General features: G+C 70.8%; 12 protein-coding genes and 1 pseudogene. 7 read left to right on the plus strand and 6 right to left on the minus strand.

All coding sequences use genetic code 11. The features are described 5' to 3' along the window. Window positions 1-73: 73 nt before the first annotated feature. Window positions 74-628, plus strand: coding sequence for a hypothetical protein (locus EL266_RS13185; RefSeq protein ID WP_051280987.1), 555 nt, complete (start codon window positions 74-76; stop codon window positions 626-628). Window positions 629-1,031: 403 nt separating this feature from the next. Here EL266_RS13185 and EL266_RS13190 read toward each other — a convergent pair. Beyond that, window positions 1,032-2,328 (minus strand): annotated as a pseudogene (locus tag EL266_RS13190) (integrase core domain-containing protein). Window positions 2,329-2,742: 414 nt separating this feature from the next. On the opposite strand from EL266_RS13190, the gene dapD reads away from it, so the two are divergent. From dapD to EL266_RS13210, 4 genes are all read left to right on the plus strand, one after another. Next, a complete protein-coding gene (dapD, locus tag EL266_RS13195; RefSeq protein ID WP_026426985.1) occupies window positions 2,743-3,705 on the plus strand; it encodes a 2,3,4,5-tetrahydropyridine-2,6-dicarboxylate N-succinyltransferase in 963 nt (320 codons plus the stop codon). Window positions 3,706-3,923: 218 nt separating this feature from the next. After that, window positions 3,924-4,712, plus strand: coding sequence for a succinate dehydrogenase cytochrome b subunit (locus tag EL266_RS13200; RefSeq protein WP_084500724.1), 789 nt, complete (start codon window positions 3,924-3,926; stop codon window positions 4,710-4,712). Next, window positions 4,709-6,715: a fumarate reductase/succinate dehydrogenase flavoprotein subunit gene (locus tag EL266_RS13205; RefSeq protein WP_084500727.1), complete on the plus strand. Its 2,007-nt coding sequence runs from the start codon at window positions 4,709-4,711 to the stop codon at window positions 6,713-6,715. The genes EL266_RS13200 and EL266_RS13205 overlap by 4 nt, the downstream gene beginning before the upstream one ends. Beyond that, window positions 6,712-7,467, plus strand: coding sequence for a succinate dehydrogenase/fumarate reductase iron-sulfur subunit (locus EL266_RS13210; RefSeq protein WP_026426988.1), 756 nt, complete (start codon window positions 6,712-6,714; stop codon window positions 7,465-7,467). Before EL266_RS13205 ends, EL266_RS13210 begins: the two co-directional genes overlap by 4 nt. 48 nt (window positions 7,468-7,515) lie before the next feature. Here EL266_RS13210 and EL266_RS13215 read toward each other — a convergent pair whose 3' ends face one another. Then, window positions 7,516-8,166 carry an NAD(P)-dependent oxidoreductase gene (locus EL266_RS13215; protein ID WP_026426989.1) on the minus strand — a complete coding sequence of 217 codons (651 nt, stop codon included), beginning with the start codon at window positions 8,164-8,166 and terminating at the stop codon, window positions 7,516-7,518. Continuing rightward, a complete protein-coding gene (locus EL266_RS13220) occupies window positions 8,163-9,089 on the minus strand; it encodes an EamA family transporter (RefSeq protein ID WP_034514896.1) in 927 nt (308 codons plus the stop codon). Before EL266_RS13220 ends, EL266_RS13215 begins: the two co-directional genes overlap by 4 nt. Window positions 9,090-9,167: 78 nt before the next feature. Between EL266_RS13220 and EL266_RS13225 the strand changes: the two genes are divergently transcribed. Then, window positions 9,168-10,040: a LysR family transcriptional regulator gene (locus tag EL266_RS13225; protein ID WP_026426990.1), complete on the plus strand. Its 873-nt coding sequence runs from the start codon at window positions 9,168-9,170 to the stop codon at window positions 10,038-10,040. Between the two features lie 113 nt (window positions 10,041-10,153). Here EL266_RS13225 and EL266_RS13230 read toward each other — a convergent pair whose 3' ends face one another. The 3 genes from EL266_RS13230 to EL266_RS13240 form a co-directional block, all read right to left on the minus strand. Further along, window positions 10,154-10,957: a class I SAM-dependent methyltransferase gene (locus EL266_RS13230; RefSeq protein WP_026426991.1), complete on the minus strand. Its 804-nt coding sequence runs from the start codon at window positions 10,955-10,957 to the stop codon at window positions 10,154-10,156. 121 nt (window positions 10,958-11,078) lie between these two features. Then, window positions 11,079-12,509 (minus strand): citrate synthase, encoded by a 1,431-nt coding sequence (locus EL266_RS13235; RefSeq protein ID WP_084500729.1) that lies wholly within the window; start codon window positions 12,507-12,509, stop codon window positions 11,079-11,081. Between the two features lie 261 nt (window positions 12,510-12,770). Next, window positions 12,771-15,872, minus strand: coding sequence for a glycoside hydrolase family 2 TIM barrel-domain containing protein (locus EL266_RS13240; RefSeq protein ID WP_084500732.1), 3,102 nt, complete (start codon window positions 15,870-15,872; stop codon window positions 12,771-12,773). Between the two features lie 137 nt (window positions 15,873-16,009). On the opposite strand from EL266_RS13240, the gene EL266_RS13935 reads away from it, so the two are divergent. Continuing rightward, window positions 16,010-16,144 carry a hypothetical protein gene (locus tag EL266_RS13935; RefSeq protein WP_269471442.1) on the plus strand — a complete coding sequence of 45 codons (135 nt, stop codon included), beginning with the start codon at window positions 16,010-16,012 and terminating at the stop codon, window positions 16,142-16,144. Window positions 16,145-16,223 lie beyond the last annotated feature (79 nt).

A 16,223-nucleotide genomic window follows, 5' to 3' on the forward strand; every position in this document is an offset into this window, starting at 1 on the left:
ACGGGCAATGGCTCCGACGACTCATAGTTATGTGTCTCTTGACACACGGGGGTCGAATTTCTAGGCTTCTTGCATGTCTGCGCCAAGCGATGAGGCTGAGGGTGCGACTGAAGCGCCTGAGCCCGCCCCCTCCGCGAACGTCACCCAGCCGCCGCGGCGCCATCTGCTGGCCTGGCTGGCTGGCGGCAGCGCCATCGCCATCGGAGGCGGCCTGCTGTGGGCCTACAGGCCGGGCGGCTACTTCACCCGGGACGCCATCGACCTGCGCGCCCTCAGAGCCGACCCCATGTCCAACACGACCCTCCTGGGCCTGCGCGCCATCGAGGTCCAAGACTCCACCCCAGCAGGGTGGTTCGCCGTGCAGGCCCCGCGCATGCGCCTGAACCGCTGGTTCCGCGACGACAACTCCACCCCCCACGACCTCCAAAGCCGACTGATCACCCACGCCAAAAAACAAGGATGGGAATGGGCAGAAGATAGCGACTCCGCTGTCCCCTCAATTTGGATCGGGCGTCGCAGCTCACCGTCCACCGACACCGACATGTCACTTACCATCAGCATTTCCCCCGCCGATTCCCCTTCCGATCAACACTACAATACCGTTCGCATATCGCTCGGATTCTTCTAGCGGAACCTCGACCGGCATCGCACGGACCGGCGCAGGCGGCCTGCGCCCGCTGGTTCTGGCGATCCTGGCTGTCGCAGGCGGCGCCCTGGCACTGAGGCATCGCGCACGCAGGACGGGCTGAGGCCCGGCCCGCGGCCGCGCCGGGGCGGCCGTGGGCGCACAGGGGCGCCGGAGTGCGCCGGGGCGCCGGGGCGCCGGGGCGCCGGGGCGCCGGGGCGCCGGGGCGCCGGGGCGCCGGAGTGCGCCGGGGCGCCGCGGACGTGCGTTTGCGTCGAGGACGTGACTTTGCGTAGTGAACGTGACTTTGCGTAGTGAACGTGACTTTGCGTAGTGAACGTGACTTTGTGATGTCTCAGGACATCGGTGACAGTTCTGTCTCAGGACATCGGTGACAGTTGGTGTGTCAGGACATCGGTGACGGTTGTGTCTTCTTGCGGCCTCGTCCGCCTCGGGAGTTGGTGGGGTCAGGGGCGTGGGTGGAGACGTAGGTCACGCCAGGGGCGGGCCAGGTGTGCTGGGCCAGGATCTGGCCGTCGGGGGTGGCAAAGACGATGGTCGCGGGGTCCCAGGTGATCTCGACATCGCATCGGGCGTGCGCCTTGGAGGCCAGGAAGACGATGGCCCCCAGGCTGACGGTGCCGTTGGCCTGGATCCGGCTTCGTCGCTGACCGCGCTGCGGGGTCCTGGAGCGGGTCCGTGGCTTGTGGCTGGTGGGCGCCCCGCCGGGGATGATGGGCTCGTCGTTGGCTGTGTGGGGGCGTGGGGGCTCGGCGATGGGGGTGGCGTGGTCGGGCCTGGGCCGGGGTGATGTGTCCGGGCAGGCCCTGGTGGGGGCGCTGGGTGTTGTAGATCTGGTCGAAGGCGTCGATCTGGGCTTGCAGCTCGTCCAGGTCCTTGGCCAGGGGCTGGGCATCGAGGTAGCGCAGCAAGGTGTGGCCGAAGCGCTCGGTCTTGCCCTGGGTGGTGGGCTTGTAGGGCTTGCCGGTGATGGGCTCGACCCCCAGGGCCCGCACGTGCTCCACGAGCGCGCCCTGCCTGCCCCGCCTGGTGGGGTTCAAAGCGCTGCCGTTGTCGGTCAGCAGTCTTTGGGGCACCCCGTGGCGCGCCACGGCCGTGACAGGACGGTGATCGCCGCGGTGCTGGTCTCGCCCCGGGCCGCCAGCCAGGCCAGGGCCAGGCGGGAGTGGTCATCGATGAGCCGGGCGGATCCACGCACTTGCGGCCGCCGCCTGGCACGTAGGTGGTGGCGCCCGATCTGCCAGCAGGCGTTGGGCGCGGGGTAGAGCCGCCTCCAGGCCGCTCGGGGCCTTTTGGACGGCTCGGCCCGGGCCAGGCCCCGAGCCCGGAACAGGCGGGCCAGCGCTGCCGGGGACGCGGTTGTCCAGGCCCATCTGCCTCATCTTGTCATGAACGCTGACCGGGCCATGGTCCAGGCCCGAGGCCGCCAGTGCCGCGCGCACCGACACGGCCTGATCCTTGACCTCCTGGCCCAGGGCGGTCGGGCTCGTCTGGGGCCTGCGCGACAGGGGCTCCAGGACAGCGGCCTGGCCCATCTGCTCGGCCCGGCGGCGCAGCTTGTAGAAGGTATTGCGGGAGATGGCATGCTCGGCGCCCAACGAGGCCACCGCCCCACGCGGGGCGTCGGCGGGCCAGTTGGCGATCGCCAGGCGGATACGAGGATCAACAGGTTTGCTCACCAGCCCATCGAAGTGTCACCACCAGACCCCCTCAAACCGTCACCGATGTCCTGAGGCAGAACTGTCACCGATGTCCTGAGACATAACATAGTGAACGTGACTTTGCGTCAATCACCCCTGTGCTAACCCCAGTCGGATGACGCAGACCCTCGTCCGGTACGCAGACCCTCGTCGTCGGCTTGCATCCGCCGGCCCCGAGCCGGCCTCAACCGGCCGCGGCCAGCCCCCACAACCGGCCCCAAGCCGCCCTCAACCGGCCGCGGCCAGCCCCCACAACCGGCCCCAAGCCGGCCTCAACCGGCCGCGGCCAGCCCACACAACCAGCCCCAGTCGGACCCAGCCGGCGGCGGGCGCCCGATCGGCCCGGATGGCGGTCGGATCGGGCGCCCGCCCCGCGGGTCCCGTATGGTTGCGGCCATGACGACTCGCAGTGCATGGGGTCTTGGTCTGGCGACCGTGACCGACGACGGCAACACCCTCGACGTGTGGTACCCGAACCCGATCCTGGGGGATGAGCCCGAGGACGGCCATGCCGAGCTCCTGGCCACCCTGACCGCCATGGAGCGCCGCGACGAGGCCCGCGGCGTGCGCACCACCGTGGTGCGCACCTGGGCCGACCTCGACGACGCCCCCCAGACGGTCTCCGGCGCCTACCTGCGCCTCCACGTCCTGTCCCACCGCCTGGCCAAGCCCAACACGGTGAACCTGGACGGGATCTTCTCCCGCCTGCCCAATGTGGTGTGGACCTCGGCGGGCCCCTGCCCGGCGGAGGACTTCGAGACCACTCGCACCCGCCTGCGCGCCGCCCTGGGCCGCCCGGTGCAGGTGAACTCGGTGGACAAGTTCCCGCGGATGACCGACTACGTGCTGCCCTCGGGCGTGCGCATCGGCAACGCCGCCAATGTGCGCCTGGGCGCCTACCTGGCGGAGGGCACCACGGTCATGCACGCCGGCTTCGTCAACTACAACTCGGGCACGCTGGGCCGCTCCATGGTGGAGGGGCGCATCTCCCAGGGCGTGATCATCGGGGACGGCTCGGACGTGGGCGGCGGCGCCTCGACCATGGGCATGCTCTCCGGCGGCGGGCGCCAGCGCGTGGCCCTGGGCGAGCGCTGCCTGCTGGGCGCCAACTCGGGCCTGGGCATCCCCCTGGGCGACGACTGCGTGGTCGAGGCCGGCCTGTACCTGACGGCGGGCACCAAGGTCTCCCTCATGCCCCAGGGCGGCGTGGTGCCCGGCGCCCACGGGCTGTTCAAGGAGCCGCGCGTGGTCTCGGCCCGCGAGCTGGCGGGGGTCTCCAATGTGCTCTTCCGCCGCAACTCCCAGTCCGGGGCCGTGGAGGCCCTGGCCAGGGGCGGCAAGAGCATCGAGCTGGGCTGACTTCCCGGGCCGACTTCCCGGGCTGACGGCGCCTGCCGGCCGGCCCGCCCGGCGCGCAGCGGGCCCTGACCCGCCCAGTGACCCGCCCAGCCCGCCTCGCACCTGCCGCCTTAGGCGCTCTGGGCCCAGCCGTTCCTTTCGTCCATTCCCCTCGCGCACTCCCCTCGCGAGTGTGACGCCTGCTACACTCGTGATCCGCGGCAGTAACGGAGCGGCTCATGAGCAGGACCAGCGGACACTCACAGGCACTTCCCATGGGGGACAGTCTCCCCGCGCGCCGCCCCAACCGGGGAGGGGATGCGCCGTCGCGCGCGCTGCCCCGCCTCCCCCACGTCGCGCTGAAGACCATCATGGCCGTCTCGGGTACCGTCATGGGGCTGTTCGTCCTGGTCCACATGATCGGCAACCTCAAGATCTTCCAGGGCGAGGAGGCCTACAACGCCTACGCCGCAATGCTGCGCGACTTCGGCTACCCGATTCTGCCCCACGAGGGCCTGCTGTGGGCGCTGCGGGCCATCCTGTCCGCCTGCCTGCTGGCCCACACCGCGGCCGGGCTGGCCCTGTGGCGCCGGGCGCGGCGCGCCCGCGGGGCCCACAGGCGCCGTGGACTGCGCCCCCTGTCCTTCGCCGCCCGCACCATGGTGCTCTCCGGGGCGATCATCGGTGCCTTCATCGTGGTGCACCTGCTGGACCTGACCATCGGCGCCCTCGTGGCGCCCGAGGGCTTCCTCCACCCCACCGGGCACGGCGCTCAGGCGCAGGCCCACGCCTACGCCAACGTGGTGGCGAGCCTGTCGCGCCCCTGGATGGCCCTGTTCTACACCTCGGTCATGGCGGTGGTGGGCGCCCACCTGGCCCAGGGCCTGTGGAGCGCCCTGCATGACCTGGGCGGGACGGCGCCGCGCCTGCGCCGCATCTGGCTGGCCCTGGCACTGGCCGTGGCACTGGCCATCGCCCTGGGCAACGGGGCCCTGCCCCTGCTGATCCTGGCGGGGGTGATCGCATGAGCCGCCCACGCTCCGGGGCCGGCGCCGCGGGCGCCGTCGACCCGCTCACCCCAACGGTGCGACCCGACGCCGTCGACCCCTCCTACGGCGTGGGCCCGGACCTGGATGCCGGCGTGCGCGGCGACCCGCTGGCGGCGTGGTCGGCCCGCAAGGACTCCTACCGGCTGGTCAGCCCCGCCAATCGCCGTCGGCTCACCGTCATCGTCGTGGGCACGGGACTGGCCGGCTCCGGGGCGGCCGCCACCCTGGGGCGCCTGGGTTACCGGGTGGAGTGCTTCACCCTGCACGACGCCGCCCGCCGCGCCCACTCGGTGGCCGCCCAGGGAGGCATCAACGCGGCCCGGGCCCGCAAGGTCGACGGCGACACCCTGCGGCGCTTCATCACCGACACCATCAAGGGCGGGGACTTCCGGGCCCGTGAGGCGGACGTGGTGCGCCTGGCCGCGGAGTCGGGCCGGGTCATCGACCACATGCAGGCCATCGGGGCGCCCTTCGCCCGCGAGTACGGCGGACAGCTGGCCACGCGATCCTTCGGCGGCGTCCAGGTCTCACGGACCTATTACACGCGCGGGGAGACCGGCCAGCAGCTGGAGGTGGCCTGCGCCGCCGCCCTCCAGGAGCAGGTGGCCGCCGGCAGCGTCCGCCTGCACACGCGCACCGAGATGCTCGACCTCATCGTCGCCGACGGCCGCGCCCAGGGCATCGTCACCCGCGACCTGCTCTCCGGGCGGATCCGCGCCTGGACGGGCCACGCCGTCGTCCTGGCCACCGGCGGCTACGGCTCGGTCTACCACTACTCGACCCTGGCCATGGCCTCCAATGCGACGGCCACCTGGCGCGCCCACCTCGCCGGGGCGGCCTTCGCCTCCCCCAGCTACGTCCAGTTCCACCCCACCGCGCTGCCGGTCTCCTCGCACTGGCAGTCCAAGACCACGCTCATGAGCGAGTCCCTGCGCAATGACGGGCGCATCTGGGTGCCCGCCAGGCCCGGGGACGAGCGCGCCCCCGGGGACATCCCCGAGACCGAGCGCGACTACTACCTGGAGCGGCGCTACCCGGCATTCGGCAACCTCACCCCGCGGGACGTGGCCTCGCGCAACGCCCGCGAGCGCATCGAGGCCGGCCATGGCGTGGGCCCGCTGCGCAACTCGGTCTACCTGGACTTCCGCGACTCCCTGGAGCGCCTGGGGCGGCCGACCATCGCGGCCCGCTACGGCAACCTGTTCTCCATGTACCGGGATGCCACCGGGGAGGACCCCTATGAGGTGCCCATGCGCATCGCCCCGGGCGCGCATTTCACCATGGGCGGCCTGTGGGTGGACTTCAACCAGATGACCACGATCCCGGGCCTGTTCGTGGGCGGGGAGGCGTCGAACAACTATCACGGCGCCAACCGCCTGGGCGCCAACTCGCTGCTGAGCGCCTGCGTGGACGGGTGGTTCACCCTGCCCCTGGCCGTGCCCGACTACCTGGCGCCCCTGGTGGGCAGCTCCTGCCTGGAGGAGTCGGGTCCGGAGGCGGGCCTGGCGGTGGAGCGCGCGCGGGCCCGGGTGGATCGGCTCCTGGCGGTGGGCGGGACGCGGCGCCCGGTGTGGTTCCACCGGCGCCTGGGCGAGATCCTCTACGCGGGCGTGGGGGTCAGCCGCACTGAGGAGGGCCTGCGCCGGGCGCTGGAGCAGGTGCGGGCGCTGCGCGCGGAGTTCTGGGCGGATGTGCGCGTGGTCGGCGGGGAGCACCGGCTCAATCAGGAGTTGGAGCGGGCCGGGCGCGTGGCGGACTTCCTGGAGCTGGCCGAGCTCATGGTGCTCGACGCCCTGGATCGGCGCGAGTCGGCCGGCGCTCATTTCCGCGAGGAGTTCTCCGCCGGGGGCGAGGCCCGGCGCGACGACGTCGCCTGGCGCACGGTCTCGGCCTGGCACACCCTGGATGATGGCACGCGTATCCGCCGCAGCGTGCCCCTGGGCTTCAGCCTTGTGGCGCTTCAGGAGAGGGACTACCGATGAGGATCACCCTGGAGGTCTGGCGGCAGGATGGGCCTAATGCGCCAGGGCGCTTCGAGCGTCATGTGGTGGAGGACGCCACCGAGCAGATGAGCCTGCTGGAGTTGCTGGACCGCCTCAACGACCAGATCGTCGAGGCCGGCGGGGAGCCGGTGGTCTTCGAGTCCGATTGCCGCGAGGGCGTGTGCGGGGCCTGTGGCTTCCTGGTCAATGGCCGCCCCCACGGCCCGGTGGACAACACCCCGGCCTGCCGCCAGCACCTGCGGTCCTTCCCCGGGGCCCAGGTGCTGCGCCTGGAGCCCCTGCGGGCCGGTGCCTTCCCGGTGATCCGGGACCTGGCGGTGGATCGCAGCGCGCTTGATGAGCTGGTGCGGGCCGGGGGGACGGTGGATGTCATGGCGGGGACGGCGCCGGATGCCGATGCCGTCTCCCAGCCGCGGGGCCAGGCGGAGGCGGCCCTGGACTTCGCGGTGTGCATCGGGTGCGGGGCCTGCGTGGCGGCCTGCCCCAATGGGGCGGCCATGCTGTTCGCCGGGGCGCGGTTGGCGCACCTGTCGCTCATGCCCCAGGGCGCCCATGAGCGCTCGCGCCGGGCCCGGGGCATGTCCCAGGCGCTGGATGAGGGCTTCGGGCCCTGCTCGGTCTACGGGGAGTGCGTGCCCACCTGCCCGGCGGGCATCCCCCTGGAGGCGATCGCGGCCGCGAACCGCGAGATCCTGCGAGCCGCCTGGCGCGGCCCGGCCCGTGAGGACTGACCAGTCCAACGCAGTCGCTCCGGTGCAGGCGCGTTCCAGGTGGGGACATCAGGACCCGCAGGCCTGCGCGACCGTGAAGTGCTGTTCGCTGCCGGGATTCTCGAGTTCGTCCAGGACGGCGACGGCGAGGTCGGGCGCGGTGATGCGCGAGACGCCATTCGCATCGGTGACCAGCGTCGTCGCGCCGCGCACATAGGCGCCGCTGCGCCCGCCCGGCTCGAACACCGCCGGCGGGCTGAGGTACACCCATCCGGTATAAGGGTGCTGCTGACAGACGTGGTACTGATCGAGGCTGGCCTGCGCGATCGTCTTCCAGGCCTCGGGAACGTAGGTGGAGTCGTCGATCAGCAGCCGGTCTGGGTGGCGCGGGGAGCGCAATGGCGCACTGCCACCGACGACGAGCACCCGTGTGCGATGACGGGCCGCAGTGTCGAGGAAGCCGCGTGTCAACGGTGCGAGTCGGCGCTCCTCACCTGGAGCGAGTCGGATGGTCAGAACGGCGGCGTCGACCTGGGCCAGCACCGCGCCTACCGCGTCGGCATCTGCGACGTCGACGGCCCGCACCATGAGGCGCTCATCGTCAGAGGCAGCCGCGGAAGGGCGCCGGGAGGCCGCGAGGGCCTGATGCCCTCGGGCCATGGCTTCGGAGACGATGGCGCTGCCGGCCATACCGGTGGCGCCGAATACGGCGATCTTCACGATGATGCTTGTCCTTTCTGTTTCGGGGATGGGAGCTGACCGGCGACCATCGCGGTCAGTGCGAGGGCGAAGCCGAGCAGTTGGATCGGGGTGAGGGCTTCACCGGCCATGGCCGCCCCGAGGGCCGCGGCCACCAGCGGGGAGAGCAGGCCCAGCAGCGCAGTGGCCGTCACAGGTAGGCGACGGATGCCGGACAGCCAGATCGTGTAGGACAGCAACGCTCCGATCAGGCCCAGCCAGGCGTAGCCGGTCACAGCCATGCCATCGAGTCCAGGCGGAACGCCGTCGATGAGCAATGCGGGAAGCAGCAGAACAAGGCCTGCGGCGGTCAATTGCCACCCCGCGAGGCTCATGGCGAGGACCCCTTCGGGGCGGCCCCATTTCTTCGTGAGCACGACACCAGTCCCCATCGACGCGGCCGCCGCGAGTCCTGCGAGAACACCGACAGATGACATGGCCGCGCTCGGGCCGAGGACGACGAGCGCGATGCCGATCATGCCCAGCGCGCCCCAGCACACTCTCCACACGGACAGGCTCTCGTGAAGGATGGCCACGGACAGGAACGCGACGATGATCGGTTGAACAGCTCCAAGGGTCGCTGCGACGCCTCCGGGAAGTTGTTGCGCGGCAACGAACAGCAGAGGGAAGAACGCTCCCATGTTCAAGGTCCCGAGCACGAGGCTCCTCCACCACCACGACCCTCTGGGCAGTTGCCGGACGATCATGAGCGCGATGAGTCCTGCGGGGAGCGACCGCATCATGGCTGCGAAGAGGGGATGGCCCTCGGGCAGCATGCGCGTGGTGACGATGTACGTCGTGCCCCACACCATCGGCGCGATCGCGGTCAGTCCCGTCCAGCCCGCACGGCTGACGGTGATCGCCGGCGGGCACGAAGGCGAGGGCGGGTTCGGCGTGGCGGTCATGAAACGAGCATCGGTCGCCCACATCTATGTGTCCAATACATGCTTGTCATGTCAAGAATGAACTGAAATCATGACTGTATGGAACTGCAGCAGATGCGCTACGTCGTCGCCATTGCCGAGGAGAAGAGCTTCACCCGCGCTGCGCAACGATGCTTCGTCGTGCAGTCCTCACTGAGTCACCAGATCAAGGCGCTCGAGCACGAGCTCGGGGTGGCGCTGTTCGCTCGCAACAGCAGGCGCGTCGAACTCACCTCCGCCGGCGAAACATTCCTCGCCCAGGCGCGTGCGAGCCTCGATGCCGCCGAGCGCGCGATCGCCGAAGCCGCTGCGGCGAGCGGGCAGATCCGGGGCACGTTGACCGTCGGCGTGATACCCACCGTCACCGCGATCGATATCCCCGCGGCTCTCGGACGATTCCATCGCGCACACCCGGCCGTGAGGATCAGGCTCCGAAGCGGGGGCAGTCACGAGTTCATCGCCGCGATCAACGCGGGCGATATGGATGCCGCCATTCTCGGCCTGCCCGACGGCGCGCCTCCCAAGGGCGTGAGCACGCGCGTGCTGGCCAGAGAGCGACTCGTCGCCATCGTCGCCGCCGACCATCCGCTTGCCGGTCGCCGCAGGTTGCGGCTGGCGGAACTGGCTGACGAGACCTTCGTGGACTTCCCCGAGGGCACTCCGGGCCGGATCCCCTCCGACCTGGCGTTCCATGCCGCTGGGGTCCATCGTGATGTCGCGTTCGAGGCCATGAGCACCGACCTCATCCTCGATCTGGTGAGACAGGGGCTCGTCGTCACCCTGCTCTCCCCGGCCGTGATCCCCAGCGGCAGCAACGACCTGCGAACGATCCCGGTCTCCGCGGGCCCCATCCGTGCCGAATACCTCGCCTGGAGCGATTTCAACCCCACTCCAGCGGCGACGGCATTCCTCAACGACCTGGCGCCGAGATGACTCACACATCCTCACGCCGAGGTAGACATTTTCCGCCGAGGTAGACGTCGTCTGTGTCTACCTCGGCGGGAAACGTCTACTTCGGCGAGAGCAAGCAGGGGGTTGGCCCCGCCTCAGCCGGGCTTGCGGGCCACCAGCGCGACGCCGGCCATGCTGTCCTCCCAGCGCTGGAAGGTGCGCCGCATGCTCAGCACGCGCGAGCGCAGCTCCTTGTCCCGGGCAACGTTGCGCACGATGCGCAGGGCCCCGCCCAGGCCCTCGTCGCGGATATTACGACTCGCCTTGAGCAGCGCCATGGGGGCGGTGGCGGACCACTCGACCTCGAGCCCCGCCTCCTCCAGCAGACCCTTCCAGGAGGCGACGGTCATGGGGCGGGCGTTGACGTGGATGGCACGGGCCAGGTCCCTGCGCAGCTCGGTGTAGCGGTCCTCGGCGATGTCGTCGGGAGTCACGGCGAGCTCATGGATGGCATAGCGCCCGCCGGGGCGCAGGATGCGGGCGACCTCGGCCACGATGGCGGCCTTGCCCTTGTCGCCCTGCATGGTGAGCATGGCCTCGCCGATGACGACGTCGGCGCTGGCATCGGGCAGGCCGGTCTCGGCCGCCTCGCCCTGGCGCACGCGACCGTGGCGGCCAACGATGGCGGCCACTCTCGTGGCGGCATCGAGGTCGCGGTCGATGCCGGTGTAGGAGGCGGGGCCGGCCTTGATGATCTCAGCGGCGGTGCGCCCCAGGCCGGGGGCCAGCTCGACGACGTCGGAGCCGGGCAGCCCGGCATGCCGGAGCATGTCTGCGGACAGAGCGGCCCCTCCGGGGCGAAGGACGCGTTTGCCGGCGCGGGCCAGGACCCAGTGGCCCGGCGCCTTGGAGATGGGCCGGTCGGCCTCGGGCAGGGGCAGGTCATGCGCATCATCCATGCATGCAGTTTAGCCTCACCTAACTCATTTCATCCACGCCGAGGTAGACGTCGTCGGTGTCTACCTCGGCGACAAGCGAAGGCGACGGCGGCGAGTGGGGCGGCGGGATCGGCCCAGCCGGTCAGACCCGGGCGACCTGGTCCAGGCTGGGCACGCCGACGCGGGTGGCCGGGTAGTACTCGTCGTCGTGCTGACGGCGGTGCATGGCCACGTAGTGGCGCTCGGTGGAGCCGTTGTAGACCTGGCGAGGCCGGCCGATGCGCTTGGCGGGGTCGGCGATCATCTCGCGGTACTGGGCGATCCATCCGGGCAGGCGCCCCAGGGCGAACAGCGGGGTGAACATCTTGGTGGGGAAGCCCATGGCCTGGTAGATCAGCCCGGTGTAGAAGTCCACGTTGGGGTAGAGCTTGCGTGAGACGAAGTAGTCGTCGGACAGGGCAACCTCCTCCAGCTCCATGGCGATGTCCAGCTTGCGGTCCCCCTCGCCGCCGCCCAGGCGACTCAGGACATCGTGGGCGGTCTCCTTGACGATGGCGGCGCGCGGGTCGTAGTTCTTGTAGACGCGGTGGCCGAAGCCCATGAGGCGCACCCCGTCCTCCTTGTCCTTGACCTTGCGGACGAACTCCGCGGTAGACATCCCCGAGGTCTGGATCATGTCCAGCATGCGCAGCACCGCCTCATTCGCCCCGCCGTGCAGCGGCCCGGATAGGGCGCCCACGCCCGCGGCCACGGAGGCGTACATGTTGGCGTCCGAGGAGCCCACGAGGCGCACGGTGGAGGTCGAGCAGTTCTGCTCGTGGTCGGCGTGGAGGATGAGCAGCATGTCCAGGGCGCGCACGACGGCCGGGTCGATGTCGTAGGACTGGTAGGGCATGCCGAAGGTCATGCGCAGGAAGTCCTCGACATAGCCGCTCTTGGGGTCGGGGTAGAGCAGGGGCAGTCCGATGGCGCGCCGGGCGATGTAGCTGATCATCGTGGGCATCTTGGCCAGCAGCAGGATGGTGGCCAGCTCGCGCTCGTAGGGGTCGTGCGGGTTGAGGGTGTCCTCGTAGTAGGTGGCCAGGCCCGCGATCCCGGCCTGGAGGATGGCCATGGGGTGCCCCGAGGAGGGGAAGGAGGTGAAGAAGGAGCGGAAGTCCTCGTGCAGGAGGCGGTGACGGGAGATGCGCCGCTCCATGCGCTCGAAGGACTCCTGGTCGGGCAGCTCGCCGTAGATGAGAAGGTAGGCGACCTCGGCGAAGGTCGAGGACTTGGCCAGCTCCTCGATGGGGTAGCCGCGGTAGCGCAGGATGCCGGCGGCGCCGTCGATGTAGGTGATCTCGGAGGTGCACGAGGCGGTGTTGGTGAAGCCCGGGTCGAGGGTGACCAGACCAGTGGCCCCCAGGAGCTTGCTCACCCCCAGGCCGTCAGAGCCGTCGGTGGCGAGGGTGCGGGGCAGCTCCAGGCTGGTGCCGTCAACGGACAGCAGGCCCGGGCCATCCGCGGAGCCGACGGCGTCATCAGGCCCCTGACCGGGCTGCTCGGCGGGCACGGTGCTGGGGGTGCTCGTCATGGTCTCTCCTTGCTCGCCGGCTCGGGGCCGGCCGCTGGGGCCTGCGCCGAGTGGGCAGGCGGCCGACGTCGTCCCCGGGGTCCTGCATCCGGGGCATCGGCCCTACTCTACGGGCTCGCCCCTGGTGCTCGCGCACCGTCTCATCCCACCCCTGAGTCCCCCTCACTCCCCTGACTCCGCCTCACTCCGCCAATTTGCGTGAGTTCGTACTTTTCCGGGCCCGGAAAAGTACGAACTCACGCAAATTGGCGGAGTGAGGGGTTAGAGGACGCCGCGCAGGGTGTAGCGCAGCTCGAGGCGCCCGGCGGGCAGGCAGTGCTCGGGATGGGTGCGCGAGCCCCAGGAGTCATCCCCGCCCACGCCGCGGCGCATGAGGGCCGGGCGCAGGACCGTGCGGTCCGAGGCCCCCAGCTCATGGGCGTGCGGCGCGGCCTCCACCTCCCAGGGCGTCCAGGGCAGGGCGGAGAACTCCATGGGCGCGCCCGGCTCGCACTCCACGCGCAGGCCCAGCCCCCGCTCATCGCGAACCTCGGCCCAGCGCACCCCCGTGCGGCTGCCCGCCTCCTGGGGGTTGAGATAGGCGGTCAGCTGCTCATCGACCCGCCCGGAGTAGACGCCCAGCCGGGCGCCACCGCGCCGGTCCACGTAGCACTCCTGGGGGCCCTCCCCGTACCAGGTGAGGCGATCCAGGGAGCCGGGGACCTGAAGCAGGGTGGAGAACTCGGGCAGGTCGGGCACCTGCCCCGCGGGCTCAAGGACCTGGTGGACCTCGATCCTGCCATCACCGAAGACCCGGTAGGACATCGAGCAGGTCGAGCCCGCCAGCCCCGCCAGCTCGTAGTCGAAGCCGACCTCCACCCAGTCCTCGCCCTGCTCGACCCGCGGCTGGCTCCCGTTCACCGGCCGGGAGTAGCGGCTGGCCAGCTGCCAGGCCCCCTCCTCGAAGGGCCCGCCGTATCCGCGCTCATTGGCCGTGGGCGCATGCCAGAAGCAGGGGCGCACCCCGGCGCGCAGCAGCTCATTACCGCCCAGGCGGCTCACCCCGTAGCGGTAGGAGCTCAGGTCCCCGCTCAGCCGGGAGAAGATCGCCTCGAAGCGCTGGCCGCGCACCCCGATGTTGTGCGCCCCCATGATGAGTTCGGGGGCGCTGCGCGCCTCCAGCGCCGGCCCGCTGACGGCGAAGGGCTCGGCCTGCGGGCCCGCCACCTCGACCACCGCCTGATCCCAGGCCGTCTCATGGCCCGCCGGCGCCCAGGACTCGGCCCAGCGCAGATGGAAGGAGACCGTCACCGCGTACTCCCCGGGGCGCCCGGGGATGCTCACCGGCAGCGGATAGCTCACGGACTCCCCCGGGGCGACGTCGGTGTCCACCACCGCCCGCTCTAGGACCCGACCCTCCTGGGCCAGGGTCACCACGCACTCGAAGGCCCCCGAACCGGTGAACAGCATCCGATTGGTCACCGTGAAGGTGTCCCGGCCCACCTGGGCGCTCAGGCCCTGATAGAGGTGGGCGACCTCCTGGACCTTGGGCGAGGGCGAGTGATCGGCGAAGAAGATGCCGTTGCCGCAGAAGTCCCCGTCATGGGGGGCCTCCCCGCAGTCGCCCCCATAGCCGTAGAAGGGCGCCCCCGACCGGCTCCGCATCGAGATCGCCTGGTCGGCGAAGTCCCAGATGAAGGCGCCCTGGAACAGGGGGTCGCGCTCGGCCAGCTCCAAGTAGCGGTCCACCGCCCCGAAGGAGTTGCCCATGGCATGGGCGTACTCGCACAGGATGAAGGGCTTGTCGCGGTGGTCGGCCAGGAAGGCCTCGACGTCGGCGGCCCGGGTGTACATCTGGCTCTCCACATCGGAGGTCGTGGGCTGGCGCCGGTCGTGGAAGACGCCCTCGTAGTGGACGGGGCGGGTGGGGTCCAGCTCGCGCAGCAGATCCGCCATGTCCCGGATCACGGTGCCGCCGTAGGACTCGTTGCCGCAGGACCACATGATGATCGAGGGGTGGTTCTTGTCCCGCTCGCACATGGAGCGGGCCCGGTCCAGCACGGCGGCTCGCCACTGGGGCCGGTCCCCGGGCACGGCGTCGGCAGGCTCGGCCCTGCCCCACAGGATCGGCTCCCAGCTGCCATGGGTCTCCAGGTTGGCCTCGTCGATGACGTAGAGGCCGTAGCGGTCGCACAGCTCGTAGAGGAAGGAGTTGTTGGGGTAGTGGGAGGTGCGCACGGCGTTGACATTGGCGCGCTTGAGGGCGATGAGGTCGGCCTCGGTGCGCTCGCGGTCCATGACGCGCCCCTGCTCGCCGAACTCGTGGCGGTTGACGCCCTTGAAGACGACCCGCTCCCCGTTGATGCGCAGCACTCCGTCCTCGATGCCGAAGCGCCTCAGGCCCACGGCCTGGGGCACGTACTCGGTGCGGCTGCCCGCGGCGTCGCGCACCTCGATGCGCAGGTCGTAGAGGTGGGGGTCCTCGCTGCTCCACAGGCGGGGGGCCAGGACGGTGGCGACCAGGGCGCCCTCGCCCTGGGGGCGCAGCTCGCCGACGCCGTCGAGCACGGCGCGCACGGTGCCCTGGCCCCACAGCCGGGTCTCCAGACGCACGGTGGCGGTGGCCAGATCAGGGCTGACCTCGGTGGTCACCCGCAGGTCCTCCAGGTGGACGGCGGGAACCCGGCGCAGCAGCACGGAGCGGAACAGGCCGGAGAAGCGGTAGAAGTCCTGGTCCTCGAGCCAGGAGGCGGCGCTCCACTTGTCCACGCGCAGGGCCAGGCGGTTGGTGCCGGGGCGCACGGCGGGGGTCAGGTCGAACTCGGCGGGGGTGAAGGAGTCGGTGGAGAAGCCGATGTAGTGGCCGTTGAGCCAGACGGCCACACTGGACTCGGCGCCCTCCAGGCGCAGGATGAGCCGCTCACCCTCGGGCAGGGGGGCCAGGGCGACGTCCTTGATATAGGTGGCCACCGGATTGTGGCGCTGGGGCGCCTGCCCCGGCTCCAGGGCCTCATGGCCGTCCCAGGGGTACTGCACATTGGCGTACTGGGGACGATCGTAGCCGTGGAGCTGGATGTGGGCGGGGACGCGGATGTCGTCCCAGTCCCTGGCATCGAAGTCCTCGGCCTGGAAGCCGGTGGGGACCTGGGAAGGGTTCTTGGCGACGGCGATCTTCCACGCCCCGTCCAGGCTGACCTCGAAGCTGGAGCGGCCCAGGGCCGCCTCGGCCTCGTCTGCGTACCAGAGGTGATCGGAGTGGGCGGGCAGGCGGTTCTCGGCGAAGAACTCCGGGTCTGCCAGGCGTGCGGGGTCGAAGTCGGCGCGGGCGGTGCTGGCAGTGTCAGCAGTGCTAGCGGTGTCAGCGGTGTTAGCGGTGTCGGTCATGTCTCGGCTCCCAAGATGCGGGGACGGCGGGCCGCGGGTCCCGGCGGCCACCGTGGCCGATCCGGGATGGCGATGACCCTCTCCGATTGAGACCATCGCGCAGCGGCATGGCAACGTTATCACAAGAGGATCTCCTCGTGTCCCGCGAGCAGGAGGATGAGATCGGTGCGCCAGCCATCGGCGACGTGCACGGGCGGCGCGCGCGGGCCGACGCGCATGGGCCGGAGCCGCCACTCGCCGGGGATGAGACCGCCGACCGGCTGAGCCGGTGAGTGCCGGCCGGCGCGCACCGGTCGAGGAGCCTCCCGCACGGCAATGCGAGCCGGATCGTGAGACAACCCGGGCCGGAGC

The sequence above is a fragment of the Actinomyces slackii genome, assembly GCF_900637295.1.
Lineage (GTDB): Bacteria > Actinomycetota > Actinomycetes > Actinomycetales > Actinomycetaceae > Actinomyces > Actinomyces slackii.